The sequence below is a fragment of the Cellulomonas sp. RIT-PI-Y genome, from assembly GCF_025642745.1.
Lineage (GTDB): Bacteria > Actinomycetota > Actinomycetes > Actinomycetales > Cellulomonadaceae > Cellulomonas.
The window spans coordinates 1-19,972 of record NZ_JANZKP010000031.1; the positions used below are offsets into that span (position 1 = coordinate 1).

23 protein-coding genes and 2 tRNA genes are annotated in these 19,972 nt (G+C 72.8%); 17 read left to right on the forward strand and 8 right to left on the reverse strand.

The features are described 5' to 3' along the window. The first annotated feature begins 57 nt into the window (after positions 1 to 57). The 3 genes from OGL89_RS10855 (at position 58) to OGL89_RS10865 (ending at position 2,471) form a co-directional block, all read left to right on the forward strand. Positions 58 to 366 (forward strand): DUF3039 domain-containing protein, encoded by a 309-nt coding sequence (locus OGL89_RS10855; protein ID WP_263120153.1) that lies wholly within the window; start codon positions 58 to 60, stop codon positions 364 to 366. Beyond that, on the forward strand, positions 363 to 2,171 hold the full coding sequence (locus OGL89_RS10860) for a DEAD/DEAH box helicase (RefSeq protein ID WP_263120116.1): 1,809 nt from the start codon (positions 363 to 365) through the stop codon (positions 2,169 to 2,171). Before OGL89_RS10855 ends, OGL89_RS10860 begins: the two co-directional genes overlap by 4 nt. 144 nt (positions 2,172 to 2,315) lie before the next feature. Then, positions 2,316 to 2,471, forward strand: coding sequence for a hypothetical protein (locus OGL89_RS10865; RefSeq protein ID WP_263120117.1), 156 nt, complete (start codon positions 2,316 to 2,318; stop codon positions 2,469 to 2,471). Positions 2,472 to 2,659: 188 nt separating this feature from the next. Here the strand turns inward: OGL89_RS10865 and OGL89_RS10870 are convergent, their stop codons facing one another. Further along, positions 2,660 to 3,982, reverse strand: a complete 1,323-nt coding sequence (locus OGL89_RS10870) for a nicotinate phosphoribosyltransferase (protein ID WP_263120118.1) — start codon at positions 3,980 to 3,982, stop codon at positions 2,660 to 2,662. Between the two features lie 33 nt (positions 3,983 to 4,015). Between OGL89_RS10870 and clpS the strand changes: the two genes are divergently transcribed. The 7 genes from clpS to OGL89_RS10905 all read left to right on the forward strand — a co-directional run bounded on the left by clpS (position 4,016) and on the right by OGL89_RS10905 (position 9,659). Then, complete coding sequence (clpS, locus tag OGL89_RS10875) at positions 4,016 to 4,312, forward strand: ATP-dependent Clp protease adapter ClpS (RefSeq protein ID WP_263120119.1); 297 nt, start codon at positions 4,016 to 4,018, stop codon at positions 4,310 to 4,312. Further along, complete coding sequence (locus OGL89_RS10880; RefSeq protein ID WP_263120120.1) at positions 4,312 to 4,893, forward strand: DUF2017 domain-containing protein; 582 nt, start codon at positions 4,312 to 4,314, stop codon at positions 4,891 to 4,893. The genes clpS and OGL89_RS10880 overlap by 1 nt, the downstream gene beginning before the upstream one ends. Beyond that, positions 4,890 to 5,711 carry a glutamate racemase gene (gene murI / locus OGL89_RS10885; RefSeq protein ID WP_263120121.1) on the forward strand — a complete coding sequence of 274 codons (822 nt, stop codon included), beginning with the start codon at positions 4,890 to 4,892 and terminating at the stop codon, positions 5,709 to 5,711. Before OGL89_RS10880 ends, murI begins: the two co-directional genes overlap by 4 nt. 121 nt (positions 5,712 to 5,832) lie before the next feature. Then, a complete protein-coding gene (locus OGL89_RS10890) occupies positions 5,833 to 6,627 on the forward strand; it encodes an MBL fold metallo-hydrolase (protein WP_263120122.1) in 795 nt (264 codons plus the stop codon). Between the two features lie 23 nt (positions 6,628 to 6,650). Beyond that, entirely contained in the window at positions 6,651 to 7,418 is a 768-nt protein-coding gene (gene rph / locus OGL89_RS10895; protein ID WP_263120123.1) for a ribonuclease PH, read from the forward strand. Further along, positions 7,415 to 8,032, forward strand: a complete 618-nt coding sequence (gene rdgB, locus OGL89_RS10900) for an RdgB/HAM1 family non-canonical purine NTP pyrophosphatase (RefSeq protein ID WP_263120124.1) — start codon at positions 7,415 to 7,417, stop codon at positions 8,030 to 8,032. Before rph ends, rdgB begins: the two co-directional genes overlap by 4 nt. Position 8,033: 1 nt before the next feature. Next, the gene (locus OGL89_RS10905) at positions 8,034 to 9,659 is read left to right on the forward strand and encodes an ATP-binding cassette domain-containing protein (protein WP_263120155.1); all 1,626 of its coding nucleotides are present in this window, start codon (positions 8,034 to 8,036) and stop codon (positions 9,657 to 9,659) included. On the opposite strand, the gene OGL89_RS10910 is transcribed toward OGL89_RS10905, so the two are convergent. Next, positions 9,656 to 10,318 (reverse strand): Pr6Pr family membrane protein, encoded by a 663-nt coding sequence (locus OGL89_RS10910; RefSeq protein WP_263120125.1) that lies wholly within the window; start codon positions 10,316 to 10,318, stop codon positions 9,656 to 9,658. The genes OGL89_RS10905 and OGL89_RS10910 overlap by 4 nt on opposite strands. Continuing rightward, complete coding sequence (locus OGL89_RS10915) at positions 10,315 to 10,878, reverse strand: NUDIX hydrolase family protein (RefSeq protein ID WP_263120126.1); 564 nt, start codon at positions 10,876 to 10,878, stop codon at positions 10,315 to 10,317. Before OGL89_RS10915 ends, OGL89_RS10910 begins: the two co-directional genes overlap by 4 nt. A gap of 143 nt (positions 10,879 to 11,021) precedes the next feature. On the opposite strand from OGL89_RS10915, the gene trxA reads away from it, so the two are divergent. Further along, positions 11,022 to 11,393, forward strand: coding sequence for a thioredoxin (gene trxA, locus OGL89_RS10920; RefSeq protein WP_263120127.1), 372 nt, complete (start codon positions 11,022 to 11,024; stop codon positions 11,391 to 11,393). A gap of 54 nt (positions 11,394 to 11,447) precedes the next feature. Here trxA and OGL89_RS10925 read toward each other — a convergent pair. Together OGL89_RS10925 and bcp are read right to left on the reverse strand one after the other, a co-directional pair. Further along, positions 11,448 to 11,529: transfer RNA gene (locus OGL89_RS10925), tRNA-Leu, on the reverse strand. A 29-nt stretch (positions 11,530 to 11,558) separates the two neighbouring features. Then, on the reverse strand, positions 11,559 to 12,032 hold the full coding sequence (gene bcp, locus OGL89_RS10930; RefSeq protein WP_263120128.1) for a thioredoxin-dependent thiol peroxidase: 474 nt from the start codon (positions 12,030 to 12,032) through the stop codon (positions 11,559 to 11,561). A gap of 113 nt (positions 12,033 to 12,145) precedes the next feature. Here bcp and OGL89_RS10935 point away from each other — a divergent pair, with 113 nt between their 5' ends. The 5 genes from OGL89_RS10935 (at position 12,146) to OGL89_RS10955 (ending at position 16,238) form a co-directional block, all read left to right on the forward strand. Next, entirely contained in the window at positions 12,146 to 12,442 is a 297-nt protein-coding gene (locus OGL89_RS10935) for a co-chaperone GroES (RefSeq protein WP_263120157.1), read from the forward strand. A gap of 57 nt (positions 12,443 to 12,499) precedes the next feature. Then, positions 12,500 to 12,700, forward strand: coding sequence for a hypothetical protein (locus OGL89_RS10940; protein WP_263120129.1), 201 nt, complete (start codon positions 12,500 to 12,502; stop codon positions 12,698 to 12,700). 76 nt (positions 12,701 to 12,776) lie between these two features. Further along, positions 12,777 to 12,849: transfer RNA gene (locus tag OGL89_RS10945), tRNA-Lys, on the forward strand. Between the two features lie 217 nt (positions 12,850 to 13,066). Beyond that, positions 13,067 to 14,674 (forward strand): methyl-accepting chemotaxis protein, encoded by a 1,608-nt coding sequence (locus tag OGL89_RS10950; protein WP_263120130.1) that lies wholly within the window; start codon positions 13,067 to 13,069, stop codon positions 14,672 to 14,674. Between the two features lie 121 nt (positions 14,675 to 14,795). Then, on the forward strand, positions 14,796 to 16,238 hold the full coding sequence (locus tag OGL89_RS10955) for an NAD(P)/FAD-dependent oxidoreductase (RefSeq protein WP_263120131.1): 1,443 nt from the start codon (positions 14,796 to 14,798) through the stop codon (positions 16,236 to 16,238). A 61-nt stretch (positions 16,239 to 16,299) separates the two neighbouring features. Here the strand turns inward: OGL89_RS10955 and OGL89_RS10960 are convergent, their stop codons facing one another. From OGL89_RS10960 to OGL89_RS10970, 3 genes are all read right to left on the reverse strand, one after another. Then, positions 16,300 to 17,304, reverse strand: coding sequence for a glycine betaine ABC transporter substrate-binding protein (locus tag OGL89_RS10960; RefSeq protein WP_263120132.1), 1,005 nt, complete (start codon positions 17,302 to 17,304; stop codon positions 16,300 to 16,302). A gap of 83 nt (positions 17,305 to 17,387) precedes the next feature. Further along, positions 17,388 to 18,143 (reverse strand): ABC transporter permease, encoded by a 756-nt coding sequence (locus OGL89_RS10965; RefSeq protein WP_263120133.1) that lies wholly within the window; start codon positions 18,141 to 18,143, stop codon positions 17,388 to 17,390. 1 nt (position 18,144) lies between these two features. Beyond that, on the reverse strand, positions 18,145 to 18,828 hold the full coding sequence (locus OGL89_RS10970; protein ID WP_263120134.1) for an ABC transporter permease: 684 nt from the start codon (positions 18,826 to 18,828) through the stop codon (positions 18,145 to 18,147). Positions 18,829 to 18,967: 139 nt separating this feature from the next. Here OGL89_RS10970 and OGL89_RS10975 point away from each other — a divergent pair, with 139 nt between their 5' ends. Beyond that, entirely contained in the window at positions 18,968 to 19,966 is a 999-nt protein-coding gene (locus OGL89_RS10975) for an ABC transporter ATP-binding protein (RefSeq protein WP_263120135.1), read from the forward strand. Positions 19,967 to 19,972: the final 6 nt, after the last annotated feature.

Sequence of the window (19,972 nt, forward strand, 5' to 3'; positions counted from 1 at the left end):
GATCCCAGCACCGGTCCGGACCGGGCGTCCGACCCCGACGGCGGGACGTCCACCGGGCTGCTCGAGCGTACCGAGCTGAACGAGCAGGTCGAGCCGGGGGACCACGAGCGCTTCGCGCACTACGTGCGCAAGGAGAAGATCATGGAGTCCGCGATCTCCGGCACGCCGGTGATCGCGCTGTGCGGCAAGGTCTGGGTGCCGGGCCGCGACCCGAAGAAGTTCCCGGTGTGCCCGGTCTGCCAGGAGATCTTCGACGGACTGCGCGAGCCGCAGGACGGGGACGACTCCGGCAAGGGCGGCGGTGGCGGCCGGCGCTGGGGCTTCGGCCGCGGCAAGGGCTCCGGCGACAGCTCCGGCGGCAAGTGACCCCGGACCGCGCCCCGGCCCCCAGCACCCACGCCTCGACGTCCGCGGCATCGAATCTGCCGCCGGCGTTCCCCGGTCGTGCGCCCTGGGGGACCGCGGGCAAGCTGCGCGCCTGGCAGGCGGCGGCGCTGGAGCAGTACCTGGAGTCCTCGCCGCAGGACTTCCTCGCGGTGGCGACCCCGGGTGCGGGCAAGACGACGTTCGCGCTGCGGATCGCCACCGAACTGCTGCAGGCCCGGGTGGTCCGCCGGGTGACCGTGGTCGCACCGACCGAGCACCTCAAGCACCAATGGGCGGACGCGGCGGCCCGGGTGGGCATCACGCTGGACCCGAACTTCAAGAACGCGCAGGGCCGGCACGGTCACGGGTTCGACGGGGTGGCGCTGACCTACGCGCAGGTGGCGAGCAAGCCCGCCCTGCACGCCGCCCGGACCACGGCCGCGCCGACCCTGGTGATCCTGGACGAGGTGCACCACGGTGGTGACGCGCTGTCCTGGGGTGACGCGGTCTACGAGGCCTTCGACGGGGCGACCCGGCGGCTCGCGCTGACCGGCACCCCGTTCCGCAGCGACACCTCGGCGATCCCGTTCGTGCAGTACGAGCGCGACCCGGACGGCATCCGTCGCTCCAAGGCGGACTACGTCTACGGCTACTCCGAGGCGTTGCGGGACCACGTCGTCCGGCCGGTGCTGTTCCTGACCTACTCCGGGTCGATGCGCTGGCGGACCAAGGCCGGGGACGAGATCTCCGCCCGGCTCGGCGAGCCGCTGACCAAGGACATGACCGCGCAGGCCTGGCGCACCGCACTGGACCCGAACGGCGAGTGGATCCCGTCGGTGCTGGCTGCGGCGGACCGCCGGCTGACCGAGGTGCGGCGCAGCGTGCCGGACGCCGGGGCGATGGTGATCGCCACCGACCAGACCGACGCGCGCGCCTACGCCGGGCACCTGGCCCGGATCACCGGGGTGTCGCCGACCGTGGTGCTCTCCGACGACGAGGGCGCCAGCGCCCGGATCGACGAGTTCTCCGACTCCGACTCCCGCTGGCTGGTCGCGGTCCGGATGGTCTCGGAGGGAGTCGACGTGCCACGGCTGGCGGTCGGGGTCTACGCGACCAGCGCCTCGACCCCGCTGTTCTTCGCCCAGGCGATCGGCCGGTTCGTCCGGGCGCGCAAACGGGGTGAGACCGCCTCGGTGTTCCTGCCGTCGGTGACCCCGCTGCTCACCCTCGCCAACGCGATGGAGGTCGAGCGGGACCACGCCCTCGACCGCCCGAAGACCGCGGAGGAGGAGGGCGAGGGCTACAACCCCGAGGACAACCTGCTCGCCGCGGCCAACCGGGAGGAGAAGGGCTCGGACGCGCTCCAGGGCTCCTTCGAGGCGCTGGAGGCGCAGGCGTCCTTCGACCGGGTGCTGTTCGACGGCGGCGAGTTCGGCACCGGCGCGGACGTCGGGTCGGAGGAGGAACTGGACTTCCTCGGCCTGCCCGGTCTGCTGGATGCGGATCAGGTGACCACACTGCTCCGGCAGCGCCAGGCGGATCAGCTCAAGGGGCGCAAGAAGTCCCGTTCCCAGGAGGACGTCGCGGCCGAGCGGGCCGAGATGGACCACCGCAAGCAGGCCGAGCTACGCAAGGAGCTGGCCCAGTTGGTCGGCGCCTGGTCGCGCAAGAGCGGGCAGCCGCACGCGCAGGTGCACGCCGAACTACGGCGACGCTGCGGCGGGCCGGAGGTGCCGTTGGCCGATCCGGACCAGCTCACCAGCCGGATCGGGATGCTGCGCGGCTGGTTCGTCGGCCGCAAGTAGAGCCCCTGCTGGTAGCAGCATCCGGCGCATCCGCAAGCGGGCTCTCGACGTGCCGAGCGCCCGCGTCCGTGTCATCGTCGTTCCCGTTGAGAGAGGACCCGATCGAGAAGCGGTCGGGTCGGCGAATGGACGAAGGAGGCCACCATGCCCGCTTGGCTGATCCTCATCATCATCGGTGTCGTGCTGCTTGTGCTCGGAGTGGCAGTCGAGGCCGCGAAGTTCCTGCTGTACGTCGGTATCGCGATCGTGGTCATCAGCGCGATCCTGGGCCTGCTGCGGCGTGGGAAGAACTCGGTCTGACCGTCCTGTGACACGCCGGAGGGCGGCACCCCACCCGGGGTGCCGCCCTCTCGTGCGTCCGGAGCGGGTGGCCGGACCGTGCCTCGAAGCCGAAGCCGGAGCCGGAGCCGGAGCCGAAGCCGAAGCGAGCCGGAGCCGGTGATCGGACCGTGCGACCTGACTGACCGTGCGACCTGACCGTGCGGTCGTCAGACCGTCAGCGTGACCGTCGGCAGCGCCGCCTCGTCCGCGGACAGCCGTCGCGCGCCCCGGGGCAGCTCGTCCCGGGAGGCCGCGTGCCGGGCGGCGGCCCGTCGCACCCCGTCGGCGCCGGTGAAGCCGGGCACGACGGCACCCTCGATCACCAGGGGCACCACCAGCGCGCGCAGATCCGCCGACTCCGGCGCCCAGGTCCGCACCGCGTCGTCATCGCCACTGACCACGACCTCGGCCACCGCGCGGCCGGCGTCGTCGATCTGCCGGGCCGCGACCTTGCGACCGCCGGTGGAGGCCTTGGCGGTGGAGTTCTTGGCCACCGGCTCCAGTCGGCCGGAGCGGCCCTCGCGGGCGACCAGCTTGTAGACCATGCCGCAGGTGGGCGCCCCGGAACCGGTCACCAGGGAGGTGCCGACGCCGTAGGAGTCCACCGGTGCGACGGCCAGCGCGGCGATCGCGTACTCGTCCAGGTCGGAGGTGACGGTGATCCGGGTGCCGGTGTTGCCGAGCGCGTCCAGCTGGCCGCGCACCTCCTGCGCCAGCACGCCGAGGTCGCCGGAGTCGAGTCGGACCGCTCCGAGCTCCGGTCCGGCGGTCGCCACCGCGCGCTCCACCCCCCGGCGCACGTCGTAGGTGTCGACCAGCAGCGTGGTGCCGGGTCCGGAGGCGGCGACCTGGGCGGCGAAGGCCTGCTCCTCGTCGTCGTGCAGCAGGGTGAAGGCGTGCGCCGCGGTGCCGATGGTCGGCAGGCCGTACCGGCGGCCGGCCTCCAGGTTGGACGTCCCGGCGAACCCGGCGACCGCGGCGGCCCGGGCGGCGGCGACCGCGGCCTGCTCGTGCGCGCGGCGCGCGCCCATCTCCAGACAGGGGCGACCGATCGCGGCGCTGGTCATCCGGGACGCGGCCGAGGCGATCGCGGAGTCGTAGTTCAGGATGGACAGCACGACGGTCTCCAGCAGGACCGCCTCGGCGAAGCTGCCCTCGACCGTGAGCACCGGCGAGGCGGGGAAGAACATCTCGCCCTCCGCGTAGCCGCTGATCGAGCCGGTGAACCGGTAGTCGGCCAGCCACTGCACGGTGCGGTCGTCCACCACGCCCTGCGCGGCCAGCCACTCCAGCTCGTCCGGCCCGAACCGGAAGTCGGCCAGCGCCTCCAGCACCCGCCCGGTCCCGGCCAGCACTCCGTAGCGCCGCCCCGCGGGCAGTCGCCGGGTGAACACCTCGAACACGCAGCGCCGGTCGGCGGTGCCGTCGGCCAGTGCCGCCTGGAGCATGGTCAGCTCGTACCGGTCGGTGAGCAGGGCAGTCGACGTCATGCGGACACCGTAAGCGCACCTAGCATGGACGTCGTGTCTGTCGAGCTGGCCCCGGAGGAGCTGACCCGGGCGGAGTCCGCGCTGGACGACGTCTGGGTCACGATCGTCTGGAACGACCCGGTGAACCTGATGTCCTACGTCACCTACGTCTTCCGCAGCTACTTCGGCTACTCCGAGGAGAAGGCCACCACGCTGATGCTGGAGGTGCACGAGCAGGGCCGCTCGGCGGTGAGCTCGGGCAACCGGGAGAAGATGGAGATCGACGTGCAGGCCATGCACTCCTTCGGTCTGTGGGCGACCCTGCAGCGCAGCGGCGCGGGAGCCGACTGATGCGGGGCTTCCGGATCGACGGCGACCACCTGGTCACCGAGGTGGACCCCGAGGAGCGCGAGGTCGTCGCCTCGGTGGTCGCGGACGTGGCCGAGCTGCTCGGTGCCGGGCGGCTGGAGGAGCGCACCGAGGACGGAGAAGCCGAGCCGGTCGGCTTCCGGCTGCGGCTCGATCCGATCCCCGCGCCGGACGACCCCGCGGTGCACCGCCTGCTGCCGGACGCCTCCCGGGACGACGCCGCGCTGACGGCGGAGTTCCGCCGGCTGACCGAGGACGACCTGCGCCAGGAGAAGATCGAACGGCTGGCGGCCCTGTACCGGCTGCTGGCGTCCGAGGGCCCGATCCGGGTGCGGCGCGAGGAGGCGCACCGACTGGCCGCGACCCTGACCGATCTCCGGTTGGTGCTGGGCGAACGGCTGGGCATCGTCGACGAGGAGTCGAGCGAGGCGCTGGAGGACGAGCTGGTCGGTGGGGACGGTGAACCGGCCCGGCAGTACCTGGGGTCGATCTTCCTGGCGCTGGGCTGGTGGCAGGAGACGCTGATGGCCTGCCTGCTCGCGGGACTACCCTCGGAGTCGTGAACAACGCTCCGATCGGCATCTTCGACTCCGGGGTCGGTGGTCTCACCAACGCCCGCGCCATCCTGGACCAGATGCCCCAGGAGTCCGTCCTCTACATCGGGGACACCCTGAACTCGCCCTACGGACCCAAGCCGCTGGCCGCGGTCCGGGCGCACGCCCTCGAGGTGATGGACGACCTGGTGGATGCCGGGGTCAAGATGCTGGTGATCGCGTGCAACTCCGCGTCGTCGGCGGTGCTGCGGGACGCCCGGGAGCGGTACACGCTGCGGCGCGGCCTGCCGGTGGTCGAGGTGATCCTGCCCGCCGCCCGGCGTGCGGTCGCCGCCACCCGGAACGGCCGGATCGGCGTGATCGCCACCAGGACGACCGTGGAGTCCCGGTCCTACGACGACGCCTTCGCGGTGGCACCGGGGATCGAGCTGACCACGCGGGCCTGCCCCCGGTTCGTGGAGTTCGTCGAGGCCGGGATCACCTCCGGGCCGGAGCTGCTCAGCGTCGCCGACGACTATCTGCGGCCGGTGAAGGAGGCCGGGGTGGACACCCTGGTGCTGGGCTGCACGCACTACCCGCTGCTCACCGGCGTGATCTCGTACGTGATGGGCGAGGGCGTGACCCTGGTGTCGTCGGCCGAGGAGACGGCCAAGGACGTCTACCGGACCCTGGTGGCGCACGACCTGGAGCGCGACCCGGCGGCCGGCCCGCCGCAGCACCGCTTCCTGGCGACCGGTGATCCGGAGCCGTTCCAGCGGCTGGCCCGGCGGTTCCTCGGACCGGAGGTCAGCGCGGTCGAGCCCCGGGACGCCCTCCGCCTCGCGTGAGCGAGCGTGACCAGCGCCACGCGTGATCTGGGTCCTCCGACCGACCACGGAACCCTCCCGCACGGCATCATGGCGCGGTAACAGGGCCGCCCGACGCCGGGCGGCTGGGGGAGGCACGGAGATGAGGCTCGTCGTCGTCGGGTGCGCGGGGTCGTTCCCGAGCCCGGAATCGGCCGCGTCCAGTTACCTGCTGCAGGCCGAGGACGCCGACGGCCGGACCTGGAACCTGCTGATGGACCTGGGCAACGGTGCGCTCGGGCCGCTGCAGACCCACCTCGACCCCAGTTGCCTGGACGCGGTCGCGATCAGCCACACCCATGCCGACCACGTGGCCGACATCCCGGTGCTCGGCGTCATGCTGCGCTACGCCCCGACCGGCTGCCCCCGCACCCAGCCGCTGCCGATGTACGGCCCGGACGGCCTGGCGGAGCGGCTGTCCCAGCTGACCGGCCACGACCCGGCCACCGACACCGGCGGGCAGGTGGCCCTCGGCACCTGGCGGGAGGGCGAACCGGTGACCGTCGGGCCGTTCACCATCGAGCCGATCGCGGTCGAGCACCCCGTCCCGGCGTTCGGGCTGCGGGTCACCGGACCGTCGTCGGTGCGGCCGGGGGAGAGCGTGACGCTGTCCTACACCGGCGACACCGACGAGTGCCCCGGCCTGGACCGGCTGGCCGCGGACGCCGATCTGCTGCTGTGCGAGGCGGCCTACCTGGAGGGCACCCCGCACACCCCGCGCGGGATCCACCTGACCGGTGCCCGGGCCGGCCGCGCCGCCGTCCGGGGACGCAGCCGATCGCTGGTGCTGACCCACCTGGTGGCCTGGAACGACCCGGCCGCGACGCTGGCCGAGGCGGTGGCGGAGTACGACGGGCCGGTGCAGGTCGCCCGCCCCGGACTGACCGTGGAGCTCTGAGAGCGGACGGTTAGGGTGCCGGTATGACCGACACCCCTCGCCCCGACGGGCGCGCCCTCGACCAGCTGCGTCCGATCAGCATCACCCGCCACTACCTGGACGCCGGCGAGGGCAGCGTGCTGGTCGAGTTCGGCGGCACCAAGGTGCTGTGCGTCGCCTCCTTCACCGAGGGCGTGCCGCGCTGGCGCAAGGGGTCCGGCCAGGGCTGGGTGACCGCGGAGTACGCCATGCTGCCCCGGTCCACCACCACCCGTTCCGACCGGGAGTCGGTGCGCGGCAAGGTCGGCGGACGCACCCACGAGATCTCCCGGCTGATCGGCCGCTCGCTACGGGCGATCATCGACGTCTCCGCGCTCGGTGAGAACACCCTGGTGCTGGACTGCGACGTGCTGCAGGCCGACGGCGGCACCCGGACCGCCTCGGTGACCGGGGCCTACGTCGCCTTGGCGGACGCGGTGGCCTGGGGGATCGAGCGCGGCGCGATCGACGCGAAGAAGACCGTGCTGACCGACTCGGTGGCCGCGGTGAGCGTCGGCATCGTCGACGGCCGTCCGGTGCTGGACCTGCCCTACGTCGAGGACGTCCGGGCCGAGACCGACATGAACGTGGTCGTCACCGGCTCCGGGGACTTCGTCGAGGTGCAGGGCACCGCCGAGGCCGCGCCGTTCAAGCGCTCCGAGCTGGACCAGCTGCTGGACCTGGCGCTCGGCGGGACCCGGGAACTGGCCCGCGTGCAGGCCGAGGCGTTGGCCACCCCGGGCCGGGTCACCGTGCGCGGCGGTGCCGCATGACCGAGCCGCGGCTGGTGCTCGCCACCCACAACGCACACAAGCTGGCGGAGCTGCGGGCGATCCTGATCCCCGCGCTGCCCGACCTGGACCCGGCGTCCGTGGTGAGCGCGCGGGACGTCGGCGCCCCGGAGCCGGTGGAGGACGGCGTCACCTTCGCGGAGAACGCGTTGATCAAGGCGCGGGCGCTCGCGGCCTTCACCGGGCTGCCCGCGGTGGCCGACGACTCCGGCCTGTCGGTGGACGTGCTGGGCGGGGCGCCCGGCATCTTCTCCGCGCGTTGGTCCGGCCGGCACGGCGACGACCTGGCGAACCTGAACCTGCTGCTGGCCCAGCTCGGCGACATCGCGGACGAGCACCGGGCGGCGCGTTTCACCTGTGCGGCCGCGCTGGTCACCCCGGACGGTGCCGAGCACGTCGAGCTCGGGTCCCTGGAGGGCCGGCTGGCGCACGCCCCGCGTGGCGAGCACGGCTTCGGCTACGACCCGATCCTGATCGTCGAGGGCGGGGACCTGACCGCCGCGGAGCTGCCCCCGGAGCGGAAGAACGCCATCTCGCACCGCGGGCGCGCCTTCCGCGCCCTGGCGCCGTCGGTGGTCCGGGTCCTGCGTGCCTGAGGTGCACCTGGTCGCCGACCGGGTGAGCTTCGGCTACCCGGGGCGGCCGGTGCTGGACGCCGTGGTCCTCACCGCGTCGGCCGGTGAGCGGATCGGCGTGGTGGGGGAGAACGGCGCGGGCAAGACCACCCTGCTCCGGCTGCTGGCCGGTGACCTGGTGCCGACCGCGGGCGAGGTCCGCACCGTCGGCGAGGTCTCCGTGGTGCACCAGGAGCTCGATCTGCCGCCGGACGCCACCATCGGCGACCTGATCGCCCGGACTGCCGGGCAGGTGCGCACCGCGGCCGAGCGCCTGGACCGGGTGGTGGCGGACTTCGACCACGACTCCGGCGACCTCACCGCGCTGAGCGAGGCGATCGCCGCCGCCGAACGGTTGGCCGCCTGGGACGTCGACCGCCGGGTGGACGAGGCGCTGACCCGGTTCGGCGCGCCCCGGGACCCCGCACGGGCGCTGGGCACGCTCAGCGTCGGGGAGGCCTACCGGGCGCGCCTGGCCTGCCACGTCGCCGAGCGGGCCGACATCCTGCTGCTGGACGAGCCGACCAACCATCTGGACGCCGGGGGAATCGACTACCTGACCGCCCAACTGCAGCACTGGCCCGGCGTGGTGCTGATCGTCACCCACGACCGCAAGCTCCTGGACGACGTGATGACGGCGATCCTGGACCTGGACCCGTCGATGGACGGCCGCCCGGTGCTCTACGGCGCGACCCGCTACGCCGACTACCGCTTCGCCAAGGATCAGGCGTTGCGGCGCTGGCGGGTCCGTTACGCGCAGGAGCGCACACGCGCGCTCCAGCTCGCGCACCGCCTGGACCGGTCCTACGAGGGGCTGTCCGACGAGTGGCGCCCGCCCAAGGGCTCGCAGAAGCACCGCCGTGGCACCCGGGCCCGGATCCACGTCAAGGCCGCGGACCGTCTGGTGCAGAAGCTGGAGGCCGAGGCCGTCGAGGTGCCGGTCCCGCCGTTGGAGCTCGCCTTCCCCGATCTGCCCAGCCTGCCGACGTCGTCCCGGGTGGAGGACACCTACCGTGGCGGGCCCCTGCTGGAGCTGCGCGCGCCCCGGGTGGACGGCCGTCTGGACCTGCCCGGCGTGCGGATCGAGCTGCCCCCGGCCGGTCGGCTGCTGATCACCGGGCCGAACGGTGCCGGAAAGTCCACCCTGCTGGCCGCCCTGGCCGGTCGGCTGCCGCTGGACCGCGGGCACCGCACCGCCGCCCGGGCGCTGCGGCTCGGTGTGCTGGCCCAGGACGAGGGCACCCCGGAGCAGCTGCGGATGACCGGGTTCGAGGCCGCCGCGGCCCGGGCGCTGGAGCTGCTGCGCACCGGCGCGCTGGATCCCGGGCACATCGTGCCGATCGCCGCGCTGGGTCTGCTGGACGAGGCCGATCTGGACCGCCCGCTGGCCGAGCTCTCCGTGGGGCAGCGTCGCCGGTTCGCGCTGGCGATGGCCCTGGTCCCGGCTCCGCAGGTGCTGATCCTGGACGAGCCGACCAACCACCTGTCGATCGGGCTGGTGGACGAGCTGACCGCGGCGCTGCGGGTGACCTCCGCTGCGGTGGTGGTCGCGACCCACGACCGGGCGATGCGGGCGGATCTGGCGGGGTGGACGGCGGTGGAGCTCTAGCGGGTCGGAGCGGGCCCGGTGCTGCCGGGCAGGACCCGGTCCAGTCCGCGGGCCAGGGTGGCCAGCAGCAGGAAACCGAGGGCCACGGCCGCGGTGTTGAGCAGCGCACGGCCCAGTCCCAGCGCACCCGCGTCCAGGAAGTCGTACGGGTACCAGCCGGTGATCGCACCCCGGACGAAGGTGGAGGCGATCCAGACCAGGGGATAGCCGACCGCCCAGCCGACCGTGCTCCACCGCAGGTCGCCGTGCGGCCCGACCACCAGCCAGATCAGCCACGTCGCGATCGGGGCGAAGGTGTGCAGCAGGAAGTCCGAGATCCGCCCGGCCGGGGCGAGCGTGGCCGCGTAGCCGGACAGCAGGGCGTGGTAGATCACCCCGGTCACGGCGATGCACAGCAGCGCGTCGAGCCGGATCACCGCACGGAGCCGGCCACCGCGGTGCGGCGCGGACACCAGGAGCACCGCGGCGATCAGGACCAGCAGGTTGGACTGGATGGTGAAGTAGCTGAACAGCCGGACCAGGCGCTCGGTCCGGGTGATCGCGGCGCCCGGATCCGTCGTCAGCGCGGAGTGGATCTCGAGTCCGAGTCCGACCAGCACGCCCAGGGCCAGGACGCCGTACGACACGCGGGTGGCGACCGACCGCGCCCCCGGGCTCACGGCATGCGCCCCACGTGCGCCATCGCCTGGCGCAGCAGCAGGCCCTGTCCGCCGTTCATCTCCACCTGGACCTGCTCGGAGCAGACCTCCTCCGGGGTGAGCCAGGCCAGGTCCAACGCATCCTGCTGCGGGCGGCAGTCGCCGGTCACCGGCACCACGTAGGCCAGGGAGACCGCGTGCTGCCGGGGGTCGTGGTACGGCGTGACGCCGGGGGTGGGGAAGTACTCGGCCACCGTGAACGGCTGCGGCGACGGCGGCACCTGCGGCAGGGCCATCGATCCCAGGTCCTTCTCGATGTGGCGCAGCAGAGCGTCCCGCACCCGCTCGTGGTACATCACCCGGCCGGAGACCAGGGCTCGCGACATCACGCCCTCGGGCGTCACCCGCAGCAGCAGGCCGACGGCGACCACGTCGCCGGAGTCGTCGACCCGTACCGGGACGGCGTCGACGTACAGCAACGGCATCTGGCGGCGGACGGCGGCGATGCCCTCGGCGCTCAGCCAGCCGGCGGGGCGGTGGGGCTCCAGGGGCTCCGGGGGCAGGTCTGCGGTGTCGGTCACCTGGAAGTTCTACCCCGTACCGCCGAGGGTGGGCATCCCCGACGCGCGCAATCGCCCGGCGGGCTGTCCGGACGCGGTCCGGGAATACTGGACGCGGCACGAGCGCTCTACCGGCGTTCGACACAGGCAACAGGAGGCGACTGATGGCAACGACCGAGCTGACGGCTCAGTCCATCCAGAAGACGATCGACGAGAACGAGATCGTCCTGGTGGACTTCTGGGCCGACTGGTGCGGCCCGTGCAAGCGGTTCGGACCGATCTTCGAGCAGTCCTCGGAGTCGCACCCCGACATCGTCCACGCCAAGGTGGACACCGAGGCGGAGCAGGAGCTGGCGGCCCAGCTGCAGATCACCTCGATCCCCACGCTGATGGCGTTCCGTGAGGGCGTCCTGGTGTTCAACCAGGCCGGCGCCCTGCCCGGACCGGCGCTGCAGCAGGTGGTGGACGCGGTGAAGGGCCTGGACATGGACGACGTCCGGGCGCAGATCGCCGCCGCCGAGGCCGCGCAGAACTGACCCCAGGCGAGAGCCCCGCACCGCCCGACGGTGCGGGGCTCTCGTGCGCCCGGGTGCGGGAGACGGGATTCGAACCCGCACGCTCATCGAGCACCAGGACCTAAACCTGGCGTGGCTGCCGTTACACCACTCCCGCGTACCGGTCGATGATGCCAGGTCGGGGGATCAGGCCGCGTCGATCCCGAGGTCGCGACGCAGCTTGGCCACGTGGCCGGTGGCCTTCACGTTGTACTGCGCGAGTTCGACCGTGCCGTCGGGGGCCAGCACCACGGTGGAGCGGATCACGCCGGTGACCACCTTGCCGTACAGCTTCTTCTCGCCCCAGACGCCCCACTGCTCCATCACGGTGCGGTCGGCGTCGGACACCAGCGGGAAGGTCAGCGACTCCTGTTCGGCGAAGGCCGCGAGCTTGGCCGGGGAGTCGGGGGACACCCCCAGCACGCGGTAGCCGTGCGCCTGCAACGAGGCGAGCGAGTCGCGGAAGTCGCAGGCCTGCTTGGTACAACCCGGGGTCCCGGCCGCCGGGTAGAAATACACGACCACGTGCTCGCCGCGCAGCTCCGACAGGGTGAGCGATCCGCCGTCGGCGGTCGGCAGGGTGAAGTCGGGGGCGGTGTCTCCCACGGACAGGCGCGGCATGGCGATCTCCTCACGGCCGGACGGCTCTCGCGCGGCCGAGCACAGGGTAAGCAGCCGGTACCGTCTGCGGCGTGAGTGCGACGCAGAAGCCCCATCCCGACCTGCCGATCCGGATGCTCAACGACCGCCTGCTGGTCGAACTGGACGCCGACGCGGCCGAACGCCGGTCCAGTGCGGGCATCGTCATCCCGGCCACCGCGATGGTCGGCAAGCGCCTGACTTGGGGTGCGGTGGTCGCCGCCGGGCAGCACGTGCGCCAGGTGTCGGTCGGCGACCGGGTGCTGTTCGACCCCGACGAGCGCGGCGAGGTCGAACTGTCCGGTGCGACCTACCTGCTGCTCCGGGAGAAGGACGTGCACGCCGTCGCCGAGCCTCGCGACGGCGGCGAGGGCACGGGGCTGTACCTCTAGCTGTTGCGCGGCGACCCCGGCGGTGTTGCGATGGATCCCGACGAGAGGGGGACGGTCGTGGGCGACGATCAGTCCGCGCCGGACGAGGCGCGCACGGTGATGGACCTGCTCGCGGAGCACGTGCCGTTGACGCTGCTCGCCGACCTCGCGGCCGCCGAGCCCCGGTCCGGGGAGATCCTGCGCGCCGAGGGCCTGCCCGACGACGAGTGGTGGCAGGACTCGGAGTCGCCGGAGCCGAAGACGTCCCACACCGCGTGACCTGCATCACGACCGGTGCCACCGGCGGGGAACGGATTCGCGTCCGACGCCACCGTGGTGCTAACTTCTCTCTTGCGCGCCATTAGCTCAATTGGCAGAGCAGCTGACTCTTAATCAGCGGGTTCGGGGTTCGAGTCCCTGATGGCGCACCGCAACGAAGGCCCCGCATCGATCGATGCGGGGCCTTCGTCGTGTCGGCCCGGCCCTCTGTCGACGCCGCGCCCGAGCGTCCCGCCCGCGTCCCGGCCCCGGCCCGTGAACGCCGCCCACCGGGGACGAGCGGGTGTCACCCGGCCGAGTCCTCAGCCGCCCGGGGGCGCCGTCGATCTGGAAAGGGACGACCTTCCGACGGAAAGGGCATGCCGCATGGCCGCCACCGCTCCTCAGTCCCCTCGCGCGCGCCGGCTCAGGGTGCACGACCTCCCGGTCGGCGCCCGGATCGGCGGGGTGCTCGGCATCCTGATCGTGGTGGTGCTCGCCGTGACCGTGGTCGGCATCAGCCGGCTGAACGCGCTCGACAGCTCGGTCACCCAGCTCGGTCGCACCGCGGTCGAGCCGCAGACCTACCTGGTGAACATCCAGCGCTGGTTCCAGGCCAGCCGTGCCCGGGTGCTGGAGTTCGGCATGGTGGCGGACGCCGACCGGGCGGGCATCACCAGCGACCGGGAGGGCTTCGACGCCGACGCGCTGAGCAACATCGACGACTACGCGCCCTTCGTCCTGGACGAGGACGCGTACGCCGCACTGACCGACGCCTACACGCGGTACCAGTCGGCCGCCGCGGACATCGAGGCGGACGCGGATCTCGGGGCGGTGGCCTATCACGACGCCTACGCGGAGACCGTGCGTCCGATCACCACCGAGATCGGCGACGCACTGCAGGCTCTGACGGACTCCGTCAACGAACGCGCGAACGCGGACATCGCCGCCGCCGATCAGCAGGCGAAGAACGCCACTCTGGTGATGATCGTCACCGGGGTGATCGGCGTCCTGCTGGCCGCGGGGCTGGGCACCGTGCTGGTCCGCCGCCTGATCGGCGACCTGCGCCAGGTGCAGCACACCGTGGAGGCGATCGGCGACGGTGACCTGACCGTGCCGGTCCGGCTGGACTCGCGCGACGAGCTGGGCCGGATGGCCGGTGCGCTGAACGAGGCGCAGGGCTCGCTGCGGACGCTGATGTCCGGGGTGGTGGAGACGTCGCAGACGGTGGCTGCTGCCGCGGAGGAGTTGTCCGCGGCGTCCTCGCAGGTGGTGGCGGGGTCGGATGAGACGTCGGCGCAGGCCGGGGTGGTCGCGGCCGCTGCGGAGCAGGTGTCGCGCAATGTGCAGACGGTGGCCGCGGGCGCGGAGCAGATGGGCGCCAGCATCCGGGAGATCGCGCAGAACGCGTCGCAGGCGGCGAAGGTGGCCGGGCAGGCCACGGACGCGGCTGCGGTGACGAACGACCAGGTCGCGAAGCTGGGCGACTCGTCGGTGGAGATCGGCAATGTCGTGAAGGTGATCACCTCCATTGCGGAGCAGACCAACCTGCTGGCCCTGAACGCCACCATCGAGGCCGCGCGTGCCGGTGAGGCCGGCAAGGGCTTCGCGGTGGTGGCCGGTGAGGTCAAGGAGCTGGCGCAGGAGACCGCGAAGGCGACCGAGGACATCGCGCGGCGGGTGGAGGCGATCCAGGCCGACACCTCGGGTGCGGTCGTCGCCATCGGGGAGATCTCGACCATCATCCAGTCGATCAACGACTACCAGATGACCATTGCCTCGGCGGTGGAGGAGCAGACCGCGACGACCACGGAGATGTCCCGGTCGGTGGCCGAGGCCGCGACCGGCTCGGGCGAGATCGCCAACAACATCACCGGGGTGGCCGCCGCCGCGTCGACCTCGAGCCAGACCCTCGGGCAGATGGGCTCCGCGATCGGCGAGCTGGCCCGGCTGTCCGAGAACCTGCGCGGTCAGGTGTCCCGCTTCACCTACTGAGCGACCCGCTCGCACGTCGAGGCCGGCGATCCCCACGGGGTCGCCGGCCTCGCGTCGTTCGACCTGCCGTTCCGCCGCCCGGGGACCACGATGGGAGCACCCGAGGAAACGGAGCGACACGATGGACCAGACACTCAGCTACGACGTGGTCGTGATCGGCGGCGGCGCAGTGGGGGAGAACGCCGCGGACCGGGCCGCCCGCACCGGACTGTCCGTGCTGGTGGTCGAACGCGAGCTGGTCGGCGGTGAGTGCTCCTACTGGGCGTGCATGCCGTCGAAGGCGCTGCTGCGGCCCGGAGCGGTGCTGGCGGAGGCGCGGGCCGTCCCCGGGGTGGCGGAGCTGCTGACCGGCACGCTCGACCCGGCACAGGTGCTGGCCCGGCGGGACGTGTTCACCTCGCACTGGGACGACCGGAGCCAGGTGGAGTGGCTGGACTCGGCGGGGCTGGGGCTGCTGCGCGGCACCGCCCGGTTCGCCGGCGAGAAGGAACTGCGGGTCGACAACGAGGAGGACGGCACCAGCACCCGGGTGATCGCCCGGCACGCGGTGATCGTGGCCAGTGGCAGCGAACCGGTGATCCCGGACGTCCCCGGCCTGGCGGAGTCGACCCCGTGGACCTCGCGGGAGGCCACCGCGGTGGAGGAGGTGCCGTCGCGGCTCGCCGTCCTCGGTGGGGGCGTGGTCGGGGTGGAGATGGCCACCGCCTACCGCGACCTGGGCGCCGAGGTGACGGTCATCGTGCGTGGCGACCGGCTGCTGACCGGCGCGGAGCCGTTCGCGGCGGAGGAGATCGGCACCGCGCTGCGCGAGCTCGGGGTGGACCTGCGGTTCGGCACCGAGACCACGGCCGTCCGCCGGGACGCCGACGGGGTGCACCTGACCCTGAGCGGGCCGCAGGGCGAGCAGACCGTGGACGCCGACGAGCTGGTGGTCGCGACCGGGCGACGGCCGCGGACCGCCGAGCTGGGGCTGGACGTGCTCGGCCTGGACGGGATCACGGTCGACGACGCCCTGCAGGTCCCGGGTCACGACTGGCTGTTCGCGGTCGGGGACGTGACCGGGCGGACCGCCACCACCCACCAGGGCAAGTACGACGCCCGGGTGGCCGGGGACGTGGTCGCCGCGCGGTTCGGCTCCGACGACGCCCTGCGCGACGCCGAGCGGGAGGCCGGGGACTGGAGCCGGTTCCGGGCCACCGCCGATCACGCCGCGGTGCCGCAGGTGGTCTTCAGCCGTCCGGAGGTGGCATGGGTGGGGCAGACCGAGCAGCAGGCGAAGGACGCCGGCCGGTCGGTGCGCACCGTGAGCTACGCGATCGGGTCGGTCGCCGGGGCGTCGGTGAGCGCGGACGGCTACCAGGGCACCGCCCAGCTGGTGCTGGACCGGGACTCGCACGTCATCCTCGGCGCGACCTTCACCGGTCCGGACGCCGCCGAGCTGTTGCAGACCGCCACGGTCGCGGTCGTGGCCGGGACGCCGCTGAGCCGCCTGTGGCACGCGGTGCCGGCCTACCCCACGGTCAGCGAGGTGTGGCTGCGCCTGTGGGAGACCGCGGGCCTCTGATAACGGGAACGACGAAGGGCCGCCGGAGCGATCCGGCGGCCCTTCGTCGCGTGGGATGCGGTCAGCTGGCCAGCGAGCCGTCCGAGGACAGCACCAGACCGATCGCCGACTCACCCTGCCGCACGGCGTCGCCGATCAGGCCGAAGTCGTAGGAGGTGAAGTCGCTGATCTTGATCCCGTAGGTGCCCTCCAGGCCGGGCTGGCAGAACGGGCGCTCGGTGCACTCGGCCGGACCGGCCAGGCTGACGCCGCCCGAGCAGTTCGTGGCGAGGTCGGAGAGCGTGGTCAGGTCGTGCTCGTCCGCGAAGGCCTGGGTCACCGCGAAGGCGTTCTGGTCCTGCGCGGCGGAGACCTTGCCGAAGGTCAGGCCTGCGGCCTCCCCGAGGGTGGTCAGCGCCTCGACCGTGGCGTCCACGTCACCGGAGGCCTGCGGCTCGGCGTCCGCACCGTTGGCGGCGGTGTTGAGGAACTCGGTCAGGGTCGCGGCGTACTCCGGGGAGACGGTGATCTGGCCGCTCTCCAGCGCCGGCAGGTAGGTCTCGCGGTTGCCGATGGTCTGGACCTCGGTGGAGTAGCCCGCGGACTTCAGCACGGCGGAGTAGATCTCGGACAGCGTGGCGCTCTCGGAGAAGTTCGCCGCGCCGATCACCACGGACTTCCCGGCGCCCAGGCTGCTGTCGTCGGAGGCCAGGCCCTCGTCCTCGACGAAGGTCGCCGCCGCCTCGGAGGAGGTCTGGCGGTCGATGTCGACGGCCTTGTTCAGCTGGATCAGCTTGTCGGTGTCCAGCGCGTCCGAGACCTCGTCCAGCAGCGGGATGAGGTTCGGGTCGGCGCTGGCGGCGGCGGCGTTCACCGCCGGGATGATGTTGTCCGCGTTCTGCAGACCCTTGTCGTCCTCCAGGACCACGAGCTGGTCCCCGGCGATCGGCTCGCAGACCGCGCCCTCGACGTCCGTGGCGGAGGTGGGATCGGCGGAACCGCCGCCGGACCCCGGGTCGCCACAGGCGGCGACGAGCAGGAGCACCCCCGCGGCGGTGGCGGCGAGAGTGGTGCGACGTGCCTTCATGAGTCCTCTTCCATCGGATGGCGGTGCGGGGTCAGGGGGCGGCGACGATCATTCGACCGGCGTCGCGCGGGGTCGGCAACCGCTCAGGCGGCCGCCGGGGTCACAGTCCGATCACGGTTGTCGGGCCGGGTCGGGGTGTCGTCCGGCTGCGGACTGGTGCTGCGGCGGGGGCGGCGACGGTTGCGCAGCGGCTCCGGCGTGGCCAGCCACTGGATCGTCGCCAGCACGCCCTCGATCACCAGGCAGAGCGCGGCGACCAACAGGGCGCCGGCCACCACCTGCCCGTACTTCTGCAGGGCCATCCCACTGACGATGATCGACCCGAGGCTCTTGCCGCCGACCAGCGCGGCCAGCGGCACGGTCGCCAGCACCTGGGTGGTCGCGGTGCGCAGCCCGGCGCCGATCAGGGGGAGCGCCAGCGGCAGCTCGGCCTGGAACAGGGCGCGGGAGCCGCTCATCCCCATCCCACGGGCGGCGTCCCGCACGTCCGGGTCGACCTCCATCAGCCCGGTGAACGCGTTGGCCAGGATCGGCGGCACCGCGAAGATCGCCACCGCGATGATCGTCGCCCGGGAACCGAACAGGCCGGTCGAGGCGAAGATGGTCAGCAGGGCGAAGGTCGGCAGCGCCCGCGAGGTGTTGGCCAGCACGACGGTCAGCACCCCGCCGGAACGCCGGTGACCCAGCCAGATCCCCAGCGGCAGCGCCACGAGCGCGGCCAGCAGCACCGCGATGATGCTCAGGCGCAGGTGCTCCGCGCCCAGGGCGAGGACGCCGTTGCGACCGGACCAGTTGAGCGGGTCGTTCAGCCAGGTGAAGGCGTCGCGCAGCACGTCCATCTCAGGCCTCCCGCCCGCGTCGGGCCCACGGCGTGACCGCGCGGCCGATCAGCCACCACACCAGGTCCAGCAGCAGTGCCAGGGCCAGGCAGAGCAGCGTGGCCGTGAGGATCTCGGCGTGGTACTTGTTGTTGCGGAAGCCGCGGAAGATCAGTTCGCCCAGCCCGCCGTAGCCGACCGCCACCCCGACGGTGACCAGCGCCACCGTGGTCACGGTCGCCAGCCGGATCCCGGCGATCACCGCGGGCAGCGCGTTCGGCAGCTCCACGGTGAGCAGCAGGCGCAGGCGGCCGTAGCCGAGTCCCCGGGCCGCGTCCCGCACGCTGTCGTCCACGCCGCCCAGCCCGACGATGATGTTCCGGACCAGCACCAGCATGGCGTAGACGACCAGGCCGATCAGCACCGGGGTGCGCCCGATCCCGGTGAACGGCACCAGCACGGTGAACAGCGCCAGGGACGGGATCGTGTAGAGCACCGAGGAGGTGCCGACGATCGGGGCGGCCAGCCGGGGCTGCAGGTGGGCGATCATCCCGAGCGGGACGGCGATCAGCACCGCGATCGCGATCGCCTGCAGGGTGAGGCTGGTGTGCTGCTGCAACGCGTGGCTGATGTCGCCCCAGTTGCGCTGCACGTACTCCCAGGACAGCCACGGGTTGGCCGCGGCGTCACCGCCGGCCGCGGTCACGGCGGTTCTCGGAACTGCGCTGGTCAGGCCCATCACCGCTGGAACGCTACCGGGGGGCGCTGACATCCGCTGGTCGAACCGGGGTGATCGTGCCCGCAGACCGCGCGGGTGTCGGTGCCGACCGGTAGCGTCGTCGGCCATGACGGCGATCGCGTTCGAGCACGTCCGCAAGGAGTACCCCGACGGGACGGTGGCCGTGGCCGACCTGTCGCTGGAGGTCCGCGAGCACGAGCTGCTTGCCCTGGTCGGGCCCTCGGGCTGCGGCAAGTCCACCACGCTGCGGATGGCAAACCGCCTGGTCGAGCCCACCTCCGGCCGGATCCTGCTCGGCGGCGAGGACGTCACCCACGTCGACGCGGTGGCCCTGCGGCGCCGGATCGGCTACGTGATCCAGAACGTCGGCCTGTTCCCGCACCGAACGGTCGAGCAGAACGTCGCCACCGTGCCCCGACTGCTCGGCTGGGACCGGAACCGCACCCGCACCCGGGTCGGCGAGCTGCTGGAGCTGATGGGCCTGGAACCCGGTCGCTACGCCAAGCGCTACCCGCACGAGCTGTCCGGTGGGGAACGCCAGCGGGTCGGCGTGGCCCGCGGCCTGGCCACCGACCCGCCGGTGCTGCTGATGGACGAGCCCTTCGGCGCGGTCGACCCGGTCGGCCGCCGACGGCTGCAGGCCGAGTTCCGCCGGATCCACTCCGAGATCGGCACCACCGTGATGCTGGTCACCCACGACGTCGACGAGGCGGTGCAGCTGGCCGACCGGGTCGCCGTCTTCAGCCGGGGCGGACACCTGGAGCAGCTGGACGACCCGGTGCGGGTGCTGACCGCCCCCGCCTCGGATGCGGTCGCCGACCTGGTCGGCAGGGACGCCGCCACCCGGCTCCTGGGTCTGGGCACCGTGGAACGCACCGACCTGCGCGAGATCGCGCTGGGGGAGGACCTGCCGACCGACCGGGCCACTGTCCGGGTCGGCGGCTCGCTGTCCGAGGCGTTCAGCGCGGTGGCCGAGTCGCGCTCCGGGGCGGTCCCGGTGCTCGACGGCGACCGCACGGTGGGCGTGCTGGACGGCGCGGGCGTCCTGCGCGCGCTGCGCCGGATCGTGGACGACGGGGTGCCCGAGCGGTCCGCCGCGCTCTGAGCCGCC

Coding starts and splice junctions, on each gene's coding strand:
- OGL89_RS10865 (WP_263120117.1), top strand. CDS start 2,316: ATGCCCGCTTGGCTGATCCTCATCATCATCGGTGTCGTGCTGCTTGTG.
- OGL89_RS10870 (WP_263120118.1), bottom strand. CDS start 3,982: ATGACGTCGACTGCCCTGCTCACCGACCGGTACGAGCTGACCATGCTC.
- OGL89_RS10880 (WP_263120120.1), top strand. CDS start 4,312: ATGCGGGGCTTCCGGATCGACGGCGACCACCTGGTCACCGAGGTGGAC.
- OGL89_RS10890 (WP_263120122.1), top strand. CDS start 5,833: ATGAGGCTCGTCGTCGTCGGGTGCGCGGGGTCGTTCCCGAGCCCGGAA.
- rph (WP_263120123.1), top strand. CDS start 6,651: ATGACCGACACCCCTCGCCCCGACGGGCGCGCCCTCGACCAGCTGCGT.
- rdgB (WP_263120124.1), top strand. CDS start 7,415: ATGACCGAGCCGCGGCTGGTGCTCGCCACCCACAACGCACACAAGCTG.
- trxA (WP_263120127.1), top strand. CDS start 11,022: ATGGCAACGACCGAGCTGACGGCTCAGTCCATCCAGAAGACGATCGAC.
- bcp (WP_263120128.1), bottom strand. CDS start 12,032: ATGCCGCGCCTGTCCGTGGGAGACACCGCCCCCGACTTCACCCTGCCG.
- OGL89_RS10935 (WP_263120157.1), top strand. CDS start 12,146: ATGCTCAACGACCGCCTGCTGGTCGAACTGGACGCCGACGCGGCCGAA.
- OGL89_RS10950 (WP_263120130.1), top strand. CDS start 13,067: ATGGCCGCCACCGCTCCTCAGTCCCCTCGCGCGCGCCGGCTCAGGGTG.
- OGL89_RS10955 (WP_263120131.1), top strand. CDS start 14,796: ATGGACCAGACACTCAGCTACGACGTGGTCGTGATCGGCGGCGGCGCA.
- OGL89_RS10960 (WP_263120132.1), bottom strand. CDS start 17,304: ATGAAGGCACGTCGCACCACTCTCGCCGCCACCGCCGCGGGGGTGCTC.
- OGL89_RS10965 (WP_263120133.1), bottom strand. CDS start 18,143: ATGGACGTGCTGCGCGACGCCTTCACCTGGCTGAACGACCCGCTCAAC.
- OGL89_RS10975 (WP_263120135.1), top strand. CDS start 18,968: ATGACGGCGATCGCGTTCGAGCACGTCCGCAAGGAGTACCCCGACGGG.